Origin of the sequence: Streptomyces sp. NPDC090499 (assembly GCF_044769305.1) — a bacterium.
Lineage (GTDB): Bacteria > Actinomycetota > Actinomycetes > Streptomycetales > Streptomycetaceae > Streptomyces.
In genome coordinates this window covers 444,966-457,642 of record NZ_JBIVXP010000003.1, presented here as the reverse complement: position 1 = coordinate 457,642, position 12,677 = coordinate 444,966, and the positions used below count along the sequence as shown (strand labels likewise).

Genomic DNA, 12,677 nt, shown 5'->3' with positions numbered 1-12,677 from the left:
GGGCGGGGCGGGGCGGATGCGCGCCCCGCGGGTTCCGGGGGAGACTCGGGGCATGCGGACTGCTTACAGCGTGGAGACGGTACGGGCGGCCGAGCGGGAGCTGATGGCGCGGCTGCCGGAAGGGGCGCTGATGCAGCGGGCCGCCGCCGGGCTGGCCGCCACCTGCGCCGAGTTGCTCGGACGGGTCTACGGCAGCCGGGTGGTCCTGCTGGTCGGCAGCGGGGACAACGGCGGGGACGCCCTGTACGCCGGGGCGCGGCTGGCGCGCCGGGGGGCGGGGGTCGCGGCGGTGCTGCTCGCGCCGGAGCGCACGCACGAGGGCGGGCTGGCGGCGCTGCGCCGGGTCGGCGGGACCGTCGTACGGGACGGCGGCGCCGAGGAGTTGGTCCTGCGGGCCGATCTCGTCGTCGACGGGATCGTCGGGATCGGCGGGAAGGGCGGGCTGCGGCCCGGGGCGGCGGAACTGGTGGCGGTCGTGGAGCGGTCCCGGGCCGCCGTCGTCGCCGTGGACCTGCCGAGCGGGGTGGAGGCGGACACCGGCGAGGTGCGCGGGGCGGCCGTACGGGCGGACCTGACCGTGACCTTCGGGACGCACAAGCCGGGGCTGCTGATCGATCCGGCGCGGGAGTACGCCGGTTCGGTACGGCTGGTCGACATCGGGCTCGAACTGCCCGAGGAGGCCGAACTGGAGGCCTTGCAGGACGTGGACGTGGCGCGGCTGCTGCCGGAGCCGTCGGCGGAGAGCGACAAGTACCGGCGCGGGGTGGTGGGCATCGTGGCCGGCTCGGCGCGCTATCCGGGCGCGGCCGTGCTGGCCGTCGCGGGGGCGCTGCGGGGCGGGGCCGGGGCCGTACGGTACGTCGGGCCGGCCAAGGACGAGGTGCTGGCCCGCTTTCCCGAGACGCTGGTGTCGGACGGGGGACCGCGGAAGGCCGGGCGGGTGCAGGCGTGGGTGGCCGGGCCGGGGGTCGGGGACGACGCCGACGCCGTCGCCGAGGTGCTGGCGGCGGACGTGCCGGTGCTGGTCGACGCGGACGGGCTGCGGTTCGCCGACCGGGACGCGGTGCGCGCTCGTACGGCGCCGACCCTGATGACGCCGCACGCCGGGGAGGCCGCCGCGCTGTTGGGGGTACGGCGTGAGGAGGTCGAGGCCGGGCGGCTCGCGGCGGTGCGGGAGCTGGCGGCGGCCTATCGGGCGACGGTGCTGCTGAAGGGGTCGACGACGTTGGTGGCGGCGGCCGGGGGAGGTTCCGCCGTCCGGGTGAACGCGACGGGGACGCCCTGGCTCGCCACCGCCGGGAGCGGGGACGTGCTGTCGGGGCTGGCGGGGTCGTTGCTGGCGGCGGGGCTGGACGCGCGGGACGCGGGGAGTGCGGCGGCGTATCTGCACGGGCTCGCGGGGCGGTTCGCGGCGGACGGGGCGCCCACGGTCGCCCACGAGGTTGCTGCGCGGCTGGGGGCGGCTTGGCGGGGGGTCTTCCCACCCGCCCACCCGACTCGGTAGGACAGGGCCGCACCGTCACGGGGCTCCGCCCCGAACCCCATGTGCATGTGCGCCGGGTGCCGGTGCGCGGTGGCTGGTCGCGCAGTTCCTCCCCCAGCCTTCGGCCGGGGGTGGTACCCCGAGCGCCCCTTGCGGGGCGCCGTGCCCGGGGCGCGTGCATCCCTCGGGTGACCTCACCGCGCGGCTCCCCGGAATTCAGGGGGCCGCGGGGTTGTCTGATCGCATGATTTGTGGACGAATCGCGCGTTATCGGTGTGGTCTGGTGCGGGAGGTCGCCGGGGTCCTCGTGGTCGCCGTGGCCGTGTTCTGCCTCGGTGCCGGGACCGGGGTCGCGGACGCCGCCGCCCCCGAACCGGGCGCCGCCGTCCCCGAGTCGGAGCTGGTGCCGGGGGTCGCGCCGGGGCCCTCGCAGCCCTGGCAGATCGACACCCCCGACCAGATGCTGGCGCCCAAGGTGTACACGCCCACCGCCCAGGAGGACGCCGTCGAACCGAAGGCGGCGCCGCCCGGGACGTACGACCTCATCGAGTACGTGCCGCTCAGCGACGCCGTCGCCAAGGTGAGCTGCTCCAAGCTGACCGGGCCGTATCAGAAGCAGATCGAGCAGTGGCTGAAGCTGAAGGCGGACGGCAAGCAGTCCAGCGCCGACTGCAAGGCGATCCAGAAGTTCCAGACGAAGTACAAGATCAAGCCGGCGATCGGGTTCGCGGGGCCGGTCACCTGGTACCAGATGATGCTCCTGTCGGCGAAGAAGAACCCGAACGCGGCCAGGAACTGCCCCGTGAAGTCGTACCGGGTCGCCTGCGTGGACCTCAACCGGCAGGTCACCTGGGTGCAGAAGGGCAGCAAGGTGGTCTACGGGCCGGTGCAGATGCGCAGCGGGCGCAAGGGCTACGCGACCCGGGCCGGGTGGCACACCGTCTACTGGCGGCACAAGAACCACTGGTCGACGCTGTACAACTCGGCCATGCCGTACGCCCAGTTCTTCGACGGCGGCCAGGCCTTCCACGCCGTCTACGGCTCCATCTACACCACCGTCGGCTCCTGGGGCTGCGTGAACCTCAGGCTCGGCGACGCGAAGAAGCTGTGGAGCGTGCTCAAGAAGGGCGACAAGGTGTACGTGTGGGGTCACCGTACGGGTACCTGAGCCCGGTACCAGGGGCTGTGCCGGTGGGCTGCCGGGGGCCTCTGAGACACTGGGGGCGCGATGAGTGATAACCCGACTGCGCAGACCGCACCGACCGCACCGACCGGGTCCCTGCGCGCCCGCGCCGAGATCGACCTGGCCGCCCTGCGGGCCAACGCGCGGACCCTGCGTGCCCTCGCGCCGGGCGCGGCCCTGATGGCCGTGGTGAAGTCCGACGCGTACGGCCACGGGGCTCTTCGGTGTGCCCGCGCGGCCGTCGAGGCGGGCGCGAGCTGGCTGGGCACGGCCACCCCGGAGGAGGCCCTGGCACTGCGCGCGGACCCCGGGCTGCCCGCGGACGTGCGGATCATGTGCTGGCTGTGGACGCCGGGCGGGCCCTGGCGGGAGGCGATCGAGGCCGACCTCGACGTGTCGGTGAGCGGTATGTGGGCCCTGCGTGAGGTGACCGGGGCGGCGCGGGCGGCCGGCCGGCCCGCCCGCGTGCAGCTCAAGGCCGACACCGGGCTCGGGCGCAACGGCTGCCAGCCCGCCGACTGGCCCGAGCTGGTCCGTGAGGCGCTGCGCGCCGAGGCGGCGGGGCTGGTCCGGATCACCGGGCTGTGGTCGCACTTCGCCTGCGCCGACGAACCCGGCCATCCCTCCATCGCCGCCCAGCTCACCCTCTTCCGCGAACTGCTCGGGTACGCCGAGGGGCAGGGGGTGCGCCCCGAGGTGCGGCACATCGCCAACTCGCCGGCCACCCTCACCCTCCCCGAGACCCACTTCGACCTGGTCCGCACGGGCATCGCGCTCTACGGCCTGTCGCCCAGCCCCGAGCTGGGCAGCGCGGCCGACTTCGGCCTGCGCCCCGTGATGACGCTGTCCGCCTCCCTCGCCCTGGTGAAGCACGTACCGGGCGGGCACGGGGTCAGTTACGGGCACCACTACGTCACACCCGGCGAGACCACCCTCGGACTCGTCCCCGTCGGCTATGCGGACGGCATCCCGCGGCACGCCTCCGGCACCGGGCCCGTGCTGGTCGGCGGCAAGTGGCGGACGGCCGCCGGGCGCATCGCCATGGACCAGTTCGTCGTGGACCTCGGCGGCGACGAGCCCGAAGTCGGGGCGGAGGCGGTGCTGTTCGGTCCGGGCGACCGGGGCGAGCCCACCGCCGAGGACTGGGCCCAGGCCGCGGGCACGATCGCATACGAAATCGTCACGCGCATCGGAACCCGGGTGCCCCGCGTCTATGTGAACGGGCAACCGAGTGGGCAAGAACCAGGGGACGACGCCTGACCCGAGGGGTTCGGCGGCGGCACGACCCGGTTACACCTGTATCAACAGCAACAACGGCAACATGCGTCGCGTCAGCATCACCCGTGTCAGCCAGGCAGCGAACTGCAGTACGGCGAAGAGGAGCGGTACGTGAGCGAGAGCAGTGCGGAGGCCGTAGCGGAAGCCGCCGCGGCGGCCGTCGTCGCCTCGGCCACGGGGGCGGCCTCCGGCAGCTGGCGCAAGGTGACGGGCGTCGCCGGGGCCGCCATAGGAGTGCTCGCCGCCGGAGCGGCGGCCGGCGTCGCCGTGGAGCGGATGACCGTCGGCCGCGGGATGCGCCGCAAGGCCCGGCTGGCGCTGGACTCGGCGGGCCCCTACGGCACCCTGCGCGGCACCCCCGGCAAGGCGTACGCCGACGACGGCACCGAGCTGTACTACGAGGTCGACGAGGTGGTCCCCGACCCCGGCCCCGCCGTCTCGCCGCGCCGCCGCCGGCTCTTCGGCCGCAAGGCGCCCGCGCCCGTCACCGTCGTCTTCAGTCACGGCTACTGCCTCAACCAGGACTCCTGGCACTTCCAGCGGGCGGCCCTGCGCGGGGTCGTGCGCACCGTGCACTGGGACCAGCGCAGCCACGGCCGCTCCGGGCGGGGCGTCGCGCAGCACGAGGACGGGGTGGAGCTCACCATCGACCAGCTGGGCCGGGACCTGAAGGCCGTCCTGGACGCGGCCGTGCCGGAGGGGCCGATGGTGCTGGTCGGGCACTCCATGGGCGGCATGACGGTGATGGCGCTGGCCGCGCAGTACCCCGACCTGATCCGCGAGCGGGTGGTCGCCACCGCCTTCGTCGGTACCTCGTCCGGGCGGCTCGGCGAGGTCAACTTCGGGCTGCCGGTCGCCGGGGTCAACGTGGTGCGCCGGGTGCTGCCCGGGGTGCTGAAGGCGCTGGGCACGCAGGCCGCGCTGGTGGAGAAGGGGCGGCGGGTCACCGCGGACCTCTTCGCCGGGATCATCAAGCGGTACTCGTTCGCGTCCAAGGACGTCGACCCGGCGGTGGAGCGGTTCGCGGAGCGGATGATCGAGTCGACGCCGATCGACGTGGTCGCCGAGTTCTACCCGGCCTTCACCGACCACGACAAGACCGCGGCCCTCGCCTACTTCCAGAACCTGCCGGTGCTGGTGCTGGCCGGGGTGCAGGACCTCGTCACGCCCAGCGAGCACAGCGAGGTCATCGCCGACCTGCTGCCCGACGCCGAACTCGTGCTGGTCGCGGACGCCGGGCACCTGGTCATGCTGGAGCACCCGGAGGTGGTCACCGACCGCCTCGCCGACCTGCTCACCCGCGCGGGGGCCGTGCCGGCAGGGGCTACCGTAAGTGGCTATGGAAGCACCAGCAGCACGGCACAGCCAGGCTGACACCGAGTTGACCGTCACCTCCCCCGAGCAGATGGGGGAGCTGGGCCGCCGGCTGGCGAAGCTGCTGCGCGCCGGTGACCTCGTGATGCTCAGCGGGGAGCTCGGCGCCGGCAAGACGACGCTGACGCGGGGGCTGGGCGAGGGGCTCGGTGTGCGCGGGGCCGTCACGTCGCCGACGTTCGTCATCGCCCGCGTGCATCCGTCCCTGGGGGACGGCCCGCCGCTCGTCCACGTGGACGCGTACCGCCTGGGCGGCGGGCTCGACGAGATGGAGGACCTCGATCTCGACGTCTCGCTGCCCGAGTCCGTGGTCGTCGTGGAGTGGGGCGAGGGCAAGGTCGAGGAGCTGACCGACGACCGGCTCGTGGTCGGCATCCACCGGGCGGTCGGCGACACCACCGACGAGGTACGGCACGTGACCCTGGCGGGGCTGGGGGAGCGGTGGGACGGGGTGGACCTGGGGGTGCTGGCGGCCTGAGGACCGTGTGAACGTTCCGACAAGGCGTCGGCAAGATATTGCGCCGGACGTATCGGGCGTGGTCACATGGTACCCAGTCAGTGGTTAGGTCTACCTAACTACGTCCGCCCCCGCACTTCAGGAGGCGCCCGTGTCCGTGTCCCAGTCCGAGGAGCGGCGACCGGTCGCGGTCGCCGGGGTTCCCGGCGTCTCCATGCGTGAGCTGCTGGCGTCCTGTGCGTGCGCTGACGCGGTGTCCCGGCCGCCGGTGGTGCCGGAGCCGGCACCGAGGCCGGTTGTGCAGGACCGTAGGGCTGCCTAGGCGGTTCGGCAGCGCCCCGTCGGGGGCGCTGGGGGTACCCCCGGCCGAAGGCTGGGGGAGGAACTGCGCGACCAGCCGCGACGTACCTGAACGGACCCACCGACCGAACCCCCAGCGTGCTGCTATCTGCCGACTGCCGCGCCATCGTGGCTGGTCGCGCCCGCGCGGCGGAGCTGCAGATCAGATACAGCCCCGCGCCGCCAGGCGGCGGCTGCGCCGCCGGCTGGTCGCGCCCGCGCGGCGGAGCTGCAGATCAGATACAGCCCCGCGCCGCCAGGCGGCGGCTGCGCCGCCGATCAGGGGTGTGGTCAGCGGATCACGGTCACCTTGACGCCGATCGTCGCGAAGTTCCACATGGCGGTGCCGTCGGCGCGGGTCTCGCGGATGCCGCCGGTCTTCACCGTGGGGTCGGGGGGTGCGGCCGCGCGCTGGGCGGTGACCGCGCTGAAGCCGATGGCGGAGCCGTCCTTGGTGGTGGTGAAGCGGACCACGTGTTCGATGGGGAGGCCGTCGGTGCCCGTGACGGCCTTCGAGCGGGACGTCACCCAGTAGGCGCCGAGCGGCGGGTCGACGGTGCCGGGGTTCACCTTGAAGGTCCGTTCGACGCGGCCCTGCTCGTTGACGAGCCAGACCCGGTCGTCGTCCACCGAGTACACCACCCGTTCACCCGTGCCGGAGGTGTTCGGCAGGGCGGTGGGGTGGCGGTGGTCCCGGGGGGCCTTGGCACCCGGCGCACCGGGCGCGGGGCTCGCCGACGACCGGCTGCCGAGGCCGGGCGGGACGGTGGCCGAGGCCTGGTAGGCGAGGAAACCGACCGCTCCGACGGCCGCCGCGGTCAGGCCTGCCACGACTCCCGAGCTGGTCCCTGCCACGTGCGCCACCTCTGCCTGCCGTAGAGCCTCACGGGGAGCCTCGCATGGGGCCCAGCCGTATATGTCGTACTTCGTACAGACCGTAGCAGTCAGTGACCGTCCGACCCGGCCGGGCGTGCTCGCGGCGCCGGAGCCGTAGGCTGTTCGCGTGCTCTTGCTCGCTCTGGATACCGCCACCCCCGCCGTCACCGTCGCCCTGCACGACGGTACGGCCGTCATCGCCTCGTCGAGCCAGGTGGACGCGCGCCGGCACGGCGAGCTGCTGCTGCCGGCCGTCGACCGGGTCCTCGCCGAGGCCGGGGTCCCGCTGGACGCCGTCACCGAGATCGTCACCGGCATCGGTCCCGGCCCCTACACCGGCCTGCGGGTCGGTCTGATGACCGCGGACACCTTCGGGCTCGCGCTCGGCGTGCCCGTCCACGGCCTGTGCACGCTCGACGGGCTCGCCTACGCGGCCGACATCGAGAAGGGCCCGTTCGTGGTAGCGACCGACGCCCGCCGCAAAGAGGTCTACTGGGCGGTGTACGAGGACTCGCGCACCCGGCGCACGGAGCCCGCCGTCGACCGGCCCGCCGACATCGCCGAGAAGGTGGCCGGGCTGCCGGCCGTCGGCGCCGGGGCGCTGCTCTACCCCGACACCTTCCCGGTCGTCCACGAGCCCGAGCACGTCTCCGCAGCGGCCCTCGCGTCGCTGGCCGTCGCGAGGCTGGCCGCCGGCGAGGAACTGCCCGCGCCCCGCCCGCTGTACCTGCGCCGGCCGGACGCCCAGGTGCCCAAGAACTACAAGGTGGTCACCCCGAAGTGACCGCACAGCTGCGCGAGATGCGCTGGTGGGACATCGACCCGGTCCTGGAGCTCGAGAAGGACCTGTTCCCCGAGGACGCCTGGTCACGGGGGATGTTCTGGTCCGAGCTGGCCCACGCGAGGGGACCCGGGGCGACCCGGCGGTACGTGGTGGCCATGGAGGACGACCGGATCGTCGGGTACGGCGGCCTCGCCGCCCAGGGCGCCGCCTCCGACGACAGCGGCTCCGCCGCGGTCGGCGACGTTCAGACCATCGCCGTACGCCGGGACCAGTGGGGCACCGGGCTCGGCGCGGAGCTGCTCACCGAGCTGCTGCGGGCCGCGACCGCCTTCGAGTGCGCCGAGGTCATGCTGGAGTGCCGGGTCGACAACATCCGCGCCCAGAAGCTCTACGAGCGGTTCGGCTTCGAGCCCATCGGGTTCAGGCGCGGCTACTACCAGCCGGGGAACGTGGACGCCCTGGTGATGCGCCTGACGTCCGGGCAGCCCGGCAGTGGCTCCGCCACCGGGCCCACCTCAGAACAAGGAACCGAGATCAATGGCTGACGAACCCCTGGTGCTGGGGATCGAGACCTCCTGCGACGAGACCGGCGTCGGCATCGTCCGGGGCACCACCCTGCTCGCCGACGCCGTCGCCTCGTCCGTCGACGAGCACGCGCGCTTCGGCGGGGTCGTCCCCGAGGTGGCGTCCCGGGCGCACCTGGAGGCGATGGTCCCGACCATCCGGCGCGCGCTGAAGGACGCGGGCGTCAGCGCCAAGGACCTCGACGGCGTCGCGGTCACGGCGGGCCCCGGCCTGGCCGGTGCGCTGCTGGTCGGCGTCTCGGCGGCGAAGGCGTACGCGTACGCGCTCGGCAAGCCGCTCTACGGCGTGAACCACCTCGCCTCCCACATCTGCGTCGACCAGCTGGAACACGGCCCGCTCCCGGAGCCGACGATGGCCCTGCTGGTCTCCGGCGGCCACTCCTCGCTCCTCCTGTCCTCGGACATCACCTCCGACGTACGGCCGCTCGGCGCGACCATCGACGACGCGGCCGGTGAGGCCTTCGACAAGATCGCGCGCGTGCTGAACCTGGGCTTCCCGGGCGGCCCGGTCATCGACCGGTACGCGAAGGAGGGCGACGCCTCGGCGATCGCCTTCCCGCGCGGCCTCACCGGCCCCCGCGACCCCGCCTACGACTTCTCCTTCTCCGGGCTCAAGACGGCGGTGGCCCGCTGGATCGAGGCCAAGCGGGCGGCGGGCGAGGAGGTCCCGGTCCGTGACGTGTCCGCGTCCTTCCAGGAGGCGGTCGTCGACGTCCTGACCCGCAAGGCCGTCCGGGCCTGCCGCGACGAGGGCGTCGACCACCTGATGATCGGCGGCGGAGTCGCCGCCAACTCCCGGCTGCGCGCCCTCGCGGCGGAGCGCTGCGAGGCGGCCGGTATCCGGCTCCGGGTGCCGCGCATGAAGCTGTGCACGGACAACGGCGCGATGGTGGCCGCGCTCGGCGCGGAGATGGTCGCCCGCAACCGCACCCCGTCCGACTGGGACCTCTCCGCGGACAGCTCCCTGCCGGTGACCGACCCGCACGTCCCGGGCAGCCACCACCACGACCACGTGCACGAGGTCAGCAAGGAGAACCTGTACACGTGACGGTCGCGTTGATGTGGGAGGCGCGGGCAACGGCGGGCCGGGGCGGGGAGTTGCTGACGTGGGCGCGGCAACAGACGCTCGCCGGGCCCCCGTTGCGCCGCGAGATGCTCCGGGCACCGCAGGACCGGGTGCTGGTGATCACGTGGTGGGAGGGGTCGTACGACACCCCGGACCTGCCGGAACTCGCCGACCCGCCGGAGGAGTTGGTGACCCGTCCGGTGCACCGGTGGCGGTTCGAGTCGGTGGCGGCGGACTGAGCGCGGCTCAGGACCGGCACAGGACCGGCTCAGGACCGGCTCAGGGCTGACTCAGGGCTGGCCGCGCAGCGTGTTCGCGGTACGGGCGAGGTCCTGCAGGCGTCGGCCCGCGTCGCGGACCTGATGGCGGAAGGCAGCCGCGTCACCGTCGACGCTGTCCCTCGTGGGCAGGCACAGCAGGCTGAAGAACCAGACCAGTCCTGACTGGTCCTTCGGGCTCAGCGTGCCCCACTCGCCCCGCAGCCCGCCGCAGGCTTCGGCAAGCGCCTGGACGCAGAAGGCCATGGCGAGGTTCTGGTCACCGCCCCAGACATCGCGCAGCCATCGTTGGAAGTTGGCCTGGACCGTCGCCACCACGTCCGGGCCGGCGTCCCCGGCGAGGATCCTGGTCACCAGTGCTCCCTGCTCGTTCGCTCGCATGCTGAACACGACTGACTCTCCGTCCTGTTGGCTCTGTTGCTCCTGTTGGTGTGCGGAAATTCCGGTCTTTCCGAAGTCGCCGGCGTGTGCCAGCGGACCGAGGCCGCGGGCCATGCGGTCCTCAAGCCCGGCCAGGGCCTTGCGCGCCGCCCAGTTCCGCTCGTCGCGCGCGGCCTCCCGGTACCAGACCAGCGCCTCCGGCCACTTGCCCAGGTGGTCCTCGTGGAAGAGCCCGAGGAAGTAGGCGCCGTGCGAGCTGCCGAGCCGGGCTGCCCGGGTGTACCAGTGCAGGGCACCGTCGAGGTCCGGGGTGACGGCGTCACCGTGGCGCGTGCCCTTGACGCGCTCCTGGGCCCGCCCTTCGAGGATCATGCCCAGGCGGGTCATCGCCTCCGGATGTCCGGCCTCGGCGGCGGACCGGTACATCGACTGGATACGCGGCAGGTCCGCTGCCGTGGTGTCCCAGTCCATCTCGAGTGCGAGGGCGGCCCGGAAGAGCTCGTCGGCGTCCTGGTGGGCCGGGCCGGACCCGGCGGCGGCCTCGCCCGGTGCGGCGTCCGGCCGGCCGGGGAGCGGCCGGTGGCGCGCCGGGCCCCCGGCGATGACGAACCGCCCGGCATGGTGGCGGACCGACTGGGTGGGCCGGGGCTTGCCGTCCCGCACCAGGGCCGCCGAAGCGGCCGCGAAGGCCGTTTCGAGGGAGACCCCGTGCGGGTGGCCGGCGGCACCCGCCTCGATCGCGTCGACCAGGTAGCGGGTGAAGTGGGTCTGCGGGTAGCCGCCCGCCGAGTCCGGTTCGAACCATGCGGTGCGGTAGGCGTCGGTCGCGGCCAGCGTGATGGCCCCGGAACAGTGGGTCAGCTCGGTGATGGCGGGCGCGGACAGCGTGTTCCTGGGCAGCGTGGCCTGTCCTGAGAAGCAGCAGTCGAGGATGACCACCTTGGTCACGGCCTCGGACTCCTCAAGGGCCTCCCGGATGTCGGAGAACCGCAGCCCGGTGGTCTTCTGCGCGGACCCGCTCAACGGGGATTCGGCGAGTGCCAGGCAGAGCTCGTCCCCGTAGAGGCGGCCATGGCCCACGAAGTAGATCAGTGCCAGGTCGGCGGCGTCCTCGAACCACCGCATGAGGTCGTCGGGCAGGTTGTTGCGCCGCCGTGGATTGCGGAGGACCTGGAGCCGGTCCGCCGGGCTGCCCGAAGGCCGTGGCCAGCCGCAGAGCGGGCTCTGGAGCAGTTCGGCCATCCGGTCGAGACTGTTCCTGGTGGCCGAGGCGACGGGCGGCAGGTGATCGTAGTCCCAGCCGCCGATGAGGACCGCTCGTGAGCGCGCGTAGTCGTACAGGGGCGGGGGCTCAGGGGTTGTCACGGAGCAGCCGTTCGACGGCATCCAGCGCCCGGTCCGCGTTCTCCAGCTCGATCTCGACCTGCCTGCCGTCGACGGTGATCCGCATCCTGAGGTTCGAGCGGCGCGAGCGGAGGAAGTCGGGCAGGGTCTTCAAGGCCGTGGCCAGCACGCTGCTGCCGGCGAGTACCGCCAGCACGTCGGCCGTGCCGAGTTCGCCGGGGGCCGGCGGCGCGGGACTGATCCGCGTGGTGATCCCGTCCTGCGCACCCAGCCAGTCCCGTAGTCCGCGGAGCTGTGCCGGGTCGGAGACCGTCAGTTCGAGCATCCGGGCTGTGCCGGCCGACTCGCGGTCCAGTGGTTTCCCGTGACTCTCGGTTCTCACCTGCGTCTGCTCCGATCGCCGTACCGCCAAAGCGAAGTTGATCAGGCCGGAGTCCCGAGGGCGTGCGTAACGGACGGCTCGGGAGTCCGGACGTCGGTGCTTCCCGCAGCGTAGCCGCTCCGTCGGCGCAAAGGAACACTCATGTCTTTTTAGGTTGGCGGGAAGTCCGGCGCGGTCGGGCGGGGACGCGGGCCGAGCAGGCCGGCGTCCCACAGCTGGCGTACGTAGCGGTTCAACTCGACCGCGGCCGCGTCGAGTTGGCCTTGGTCGCCGTCGGCCACCGCCGAGGTCGCCAGGGCGGTGGTGGCCGCGAGGATCATCCGGCAGGCGAGCAGGCCCTCCGGGTCCGTGACCCCGAGCGTCTCCGCGACCAGGTCGACCACGGTGTCGTACAGGGGCGCCCGCACGGGAAGCACACCGGGACCGGCCGCGAACGCCTCGACCAGGCAGAGCCGGGCCGTGGGCCAGTCGGCGGCCAGGGTGTGGATGTAGGCGTCGACCAGCCGTCCGAAACGGTGCGGTGGGCCGTCGTCGGCACCGGCCGGGGACTCGCTCCCGGCGGCGCCGAGCCGCTGAAGCACCTGCGCCAGCAGACTCTCCCCGGCCGCCTGGTAGGCCGCGGCGAAGCAGTCCGCCTTGGAGTCGAAGTAGCGGTAGAAGGTCTGCCGGGACACCCCTGCCCGCTTGATGACGTGTTCGACGGTGGCGGCGGCGTACCCCCGCTCGGTCAGCACCTGGGCCAGCGCCGCGTACACGCGGCCCCGCTGCAGCGCCTCCACCTCGTCGACCGGCAGGGCGTTCGTGCCCCGGGGAAGCTTGCGCTGCGGTGTCGTCATGGACGGCAGGTTAGTCCGCCGGTGCGATGCGC

13 protein-coding genes are annotated in these 12,677 nt (G+C 73.3%); 9 read left to right on the top strand and 4 right to left on the bottom strand.

The features are described from left to right. Positions 1 to 52: 52 nt before the first annotated feature. From ACIQVL_RS14010 to tsaE, 5 genes are all read left to right on the top strand, one after another. Positions 53 to 1,504: an NAD(P)H-hydrate dehydratase gene (locus ACIQVL_RS14010; protein WP_403475416.1), complete on the top strand. Its 1,452-nt coding sequence runs from the start codon at positions 53 to 55 to the stop codon at positions 1,502 to 1,504. Positions 1,505 to 1,766: 262 nt separating this feature from the next. Further along, complete coding sequence (locus ACIQVL_RS14005; RefSeq protein ID WP_403434069.1) at positions 1,767 to 2,651, top strand: L,D-transpeptidase; 885 nt, start codon at positions 1,767 to 1,769, stop codon at positions 2,649 to 2,651. Positions 2,652 to 2,711: 60 nt separating this feature from the next. After that, positions 2,712 to 3,926: an alanine racemase gene (gene alr, locus ACIQVL_RS14000; RefSeq protein WP_403475415.1), complete on the top strand. Its 1,215-nt coding sequence runs from the start codon at positions 2,712 to 2,714 to the stop codon at positions 3,924 to 3,926. 129 nt (positions 3,927 to 4,055) lie between these two features. After that, on the top strand, positions 4,056 to 5,318 hold the full coding sequence (locus ACIQVL_RS13995) for an alpha/beta fold hydrolase (RefSeq protein ID WP_403434073.1): 1,263 nt from the start codon (positions 4,056 to 4,058) through the stop codon (positions 5,316 to 5,318). Further along, positions 5,284 to 5,796: a tRNA (adenosine(37)-N6)-threonylcarbamoyltransferase complex ATPase subunit type 1 TsaE gene (gene tsaE / locus ACIQVL_RS13990; RefSeq protein ID WP_403434076.1), complete on the top strand. Its 513-nt coding sequence runs from the start codon at positions 5,284 to 5,286 to the stop codon at positions 5,794 to 5,796. The genes ACIQVL_RS13995 and tsaE overlap by 35 nt, the downstream gene beginning before the upstream one ends. A gap of 609 nt (positions 5,797 to 6,405) precedes the next feature. Here the strand turns inward: tsaE and ACIQVL_RS13985 are convergent. Further along, positions 6,406 to 6,969 carry a hypothetical protein gene (locus tag ACIQVL_RS13985; RefSeq protein ID WP_403434078.1) on the bottom strand — a complete coding sequence of 188 codons (564 nt, stop codon included), beginning with the start codon at positions 6,967 to 6,969 and terminating at the stop codon, positions 6,406 to 6,408. 148 nt (positions 6,970 to 7,117) lie between these two features. On the opposite strand from ACIQVL_RS13985, the gene tsaB reads away from it, so the two are divergent. From tsaB to ACIQVL_RS13965, 4 genes are read left to right on the top strand one after another with little or no spacing between them, the layout of a single operon-like run. Then, a complete protein-coding gene (gene tsaB, locus ACIQVL_RS13980; protein WP_403434081.1) occupies positions 7,118 to 7,774 on the top strand; it encodes a tRNA (adenosine(37)-N6)-threonylcarbamoyltransferase complex dimerization subunit type 1 TsaB in 657 nt (218 codons plus the stop codon). A gap of 17 nt (positions 7,775 to 7,791) precedes the next feature. Then, positions 7,792 to 8,319 (top strand): ribosomal protein S18-alanine N-acetyltransferase, encoded by a 528-nt coding sequence (gene rimI / locus ACIQVL_RS13975; RefSeq protein ID WP_403475540.1) that lies wholly within the window; start codon positions 7,792 to 7,794, stop codon positions 8,317 to 8,319. Then, on the top strand, positions 8,312 to 9,406 hold the full coding sequence (gene tsaD / locus ACIQVL_RS13970; protein ID WP_403434083.1) for a tRNA (adenosine(37)-N6)-threonylcarbamoyltransferase complex transferase subunit TsaD: 1,095 nt from the start codon (positions 8,312 to 8,314) through the stop codon (positions 9,404 to 9,406). Before rimI ends, tsaD begins: the two co-directional genes overlap by 8 nt. Further along, positions 9,403 to 9,663, top strand: coding sequence for a hypothetical protein (locus ACIQVL_RS13965; RefSeq protein ID WP_403434085.1), 261 nt, complete (start codon positions 9,403 to 9,405; stop codon positions 9,661 to 9,663). Before tsaD ends, ACIQVL_RS13965 begins: the two co-directional genes overlap by 4 nt. Before the next feature lie 51 nt (positions 9,664 to 9,714). Here the strand turns inward: ACIQVL_RS13965 and ACIQVL_RS13960 are convergent, their stop codons facing one another. The 3 genes from ACIQVL_RS13960 to ACIQVL_RS13950 form a co-directional block, all read right to left on the bottom strand. Continuing rightward, entirely contained in the window at positions 9,715 to 11,448 is a 1,734-nt protein-coding gene (locus ACIQVL_RS13960) for a caspase family protein (protein ID WP_403475414.1), read from the bottom strand. After that, on the bottom strand, positions 11,435 to 11,809 hold the full coding sequence (locus tag ACIQVL_RS13955) for a hypothetical protein (RefSeq protein ID WP_403475413.1): 375 nt from the start codon (positions 11,807 to 11,809) through the stop codon (positions 11,435 to 11,437). Before ACIQVL_RS13955 ends, ACIQVL_RS13960 begins: the two co-directional genes overlap by 14 nt. 149 nt (positions 11,810 to 11,958) lie before the next feature. Continuing rightward, a complete protein-coding gene (locus tag ACIQVL_RS13950; RefSeq protein WP_403434094.1) occupies positions 11,959 to 12,645 on the bottom strand; it encodes a TetR/AcrR family transcriptional regulator in 687 nt (228 codons plus the stop codon). Between the last annotated feature and the right edge of the window lie 32 nt (positions 12,646 to 12,677).

Coding starts and splice junctions, on each gene's coding strand:
- tsaD (WP_403434083.1), top strand. CDS start 8,312: ATGGCTGACGAACCCCTGGTGCTGGGGATCGAGACCTCCTGCGACGAG.
- ACIQVL_RS13950 (WP_403434094.1), bottom strand. CDS start 12,645: ATGACGACACCGCAGCGCAAGCTTCCCCGGGGCACGAACGCCCTGCCG.
- alr (WP_403475415.1), top strand. CDS start 2,712: ATGAGTGATAACCCGACTGCGCAGACCGCACCGACCGCACCGACCGGG.
- ACIQVL_RS14010 (WP_403475416.1), top strand. CDS start 53: ATGCGGACTGCTTACAGCGTGGAGACGGTACGGGCGGCCGAGCGGGAG.
- tsaE (WP_403434076.1), top strand. CDS start 5,284: ATGGAAGCACCAGCAGCACGGCACAGCCAGGCTGACACCGAGTTGACC.
- rimI (WP_403475540.1), top strand. CDS start 7,792: ATGCGCTGGTGGGACATCGACCCGGTCCTGGAGCTCGAGAAGGACCTG.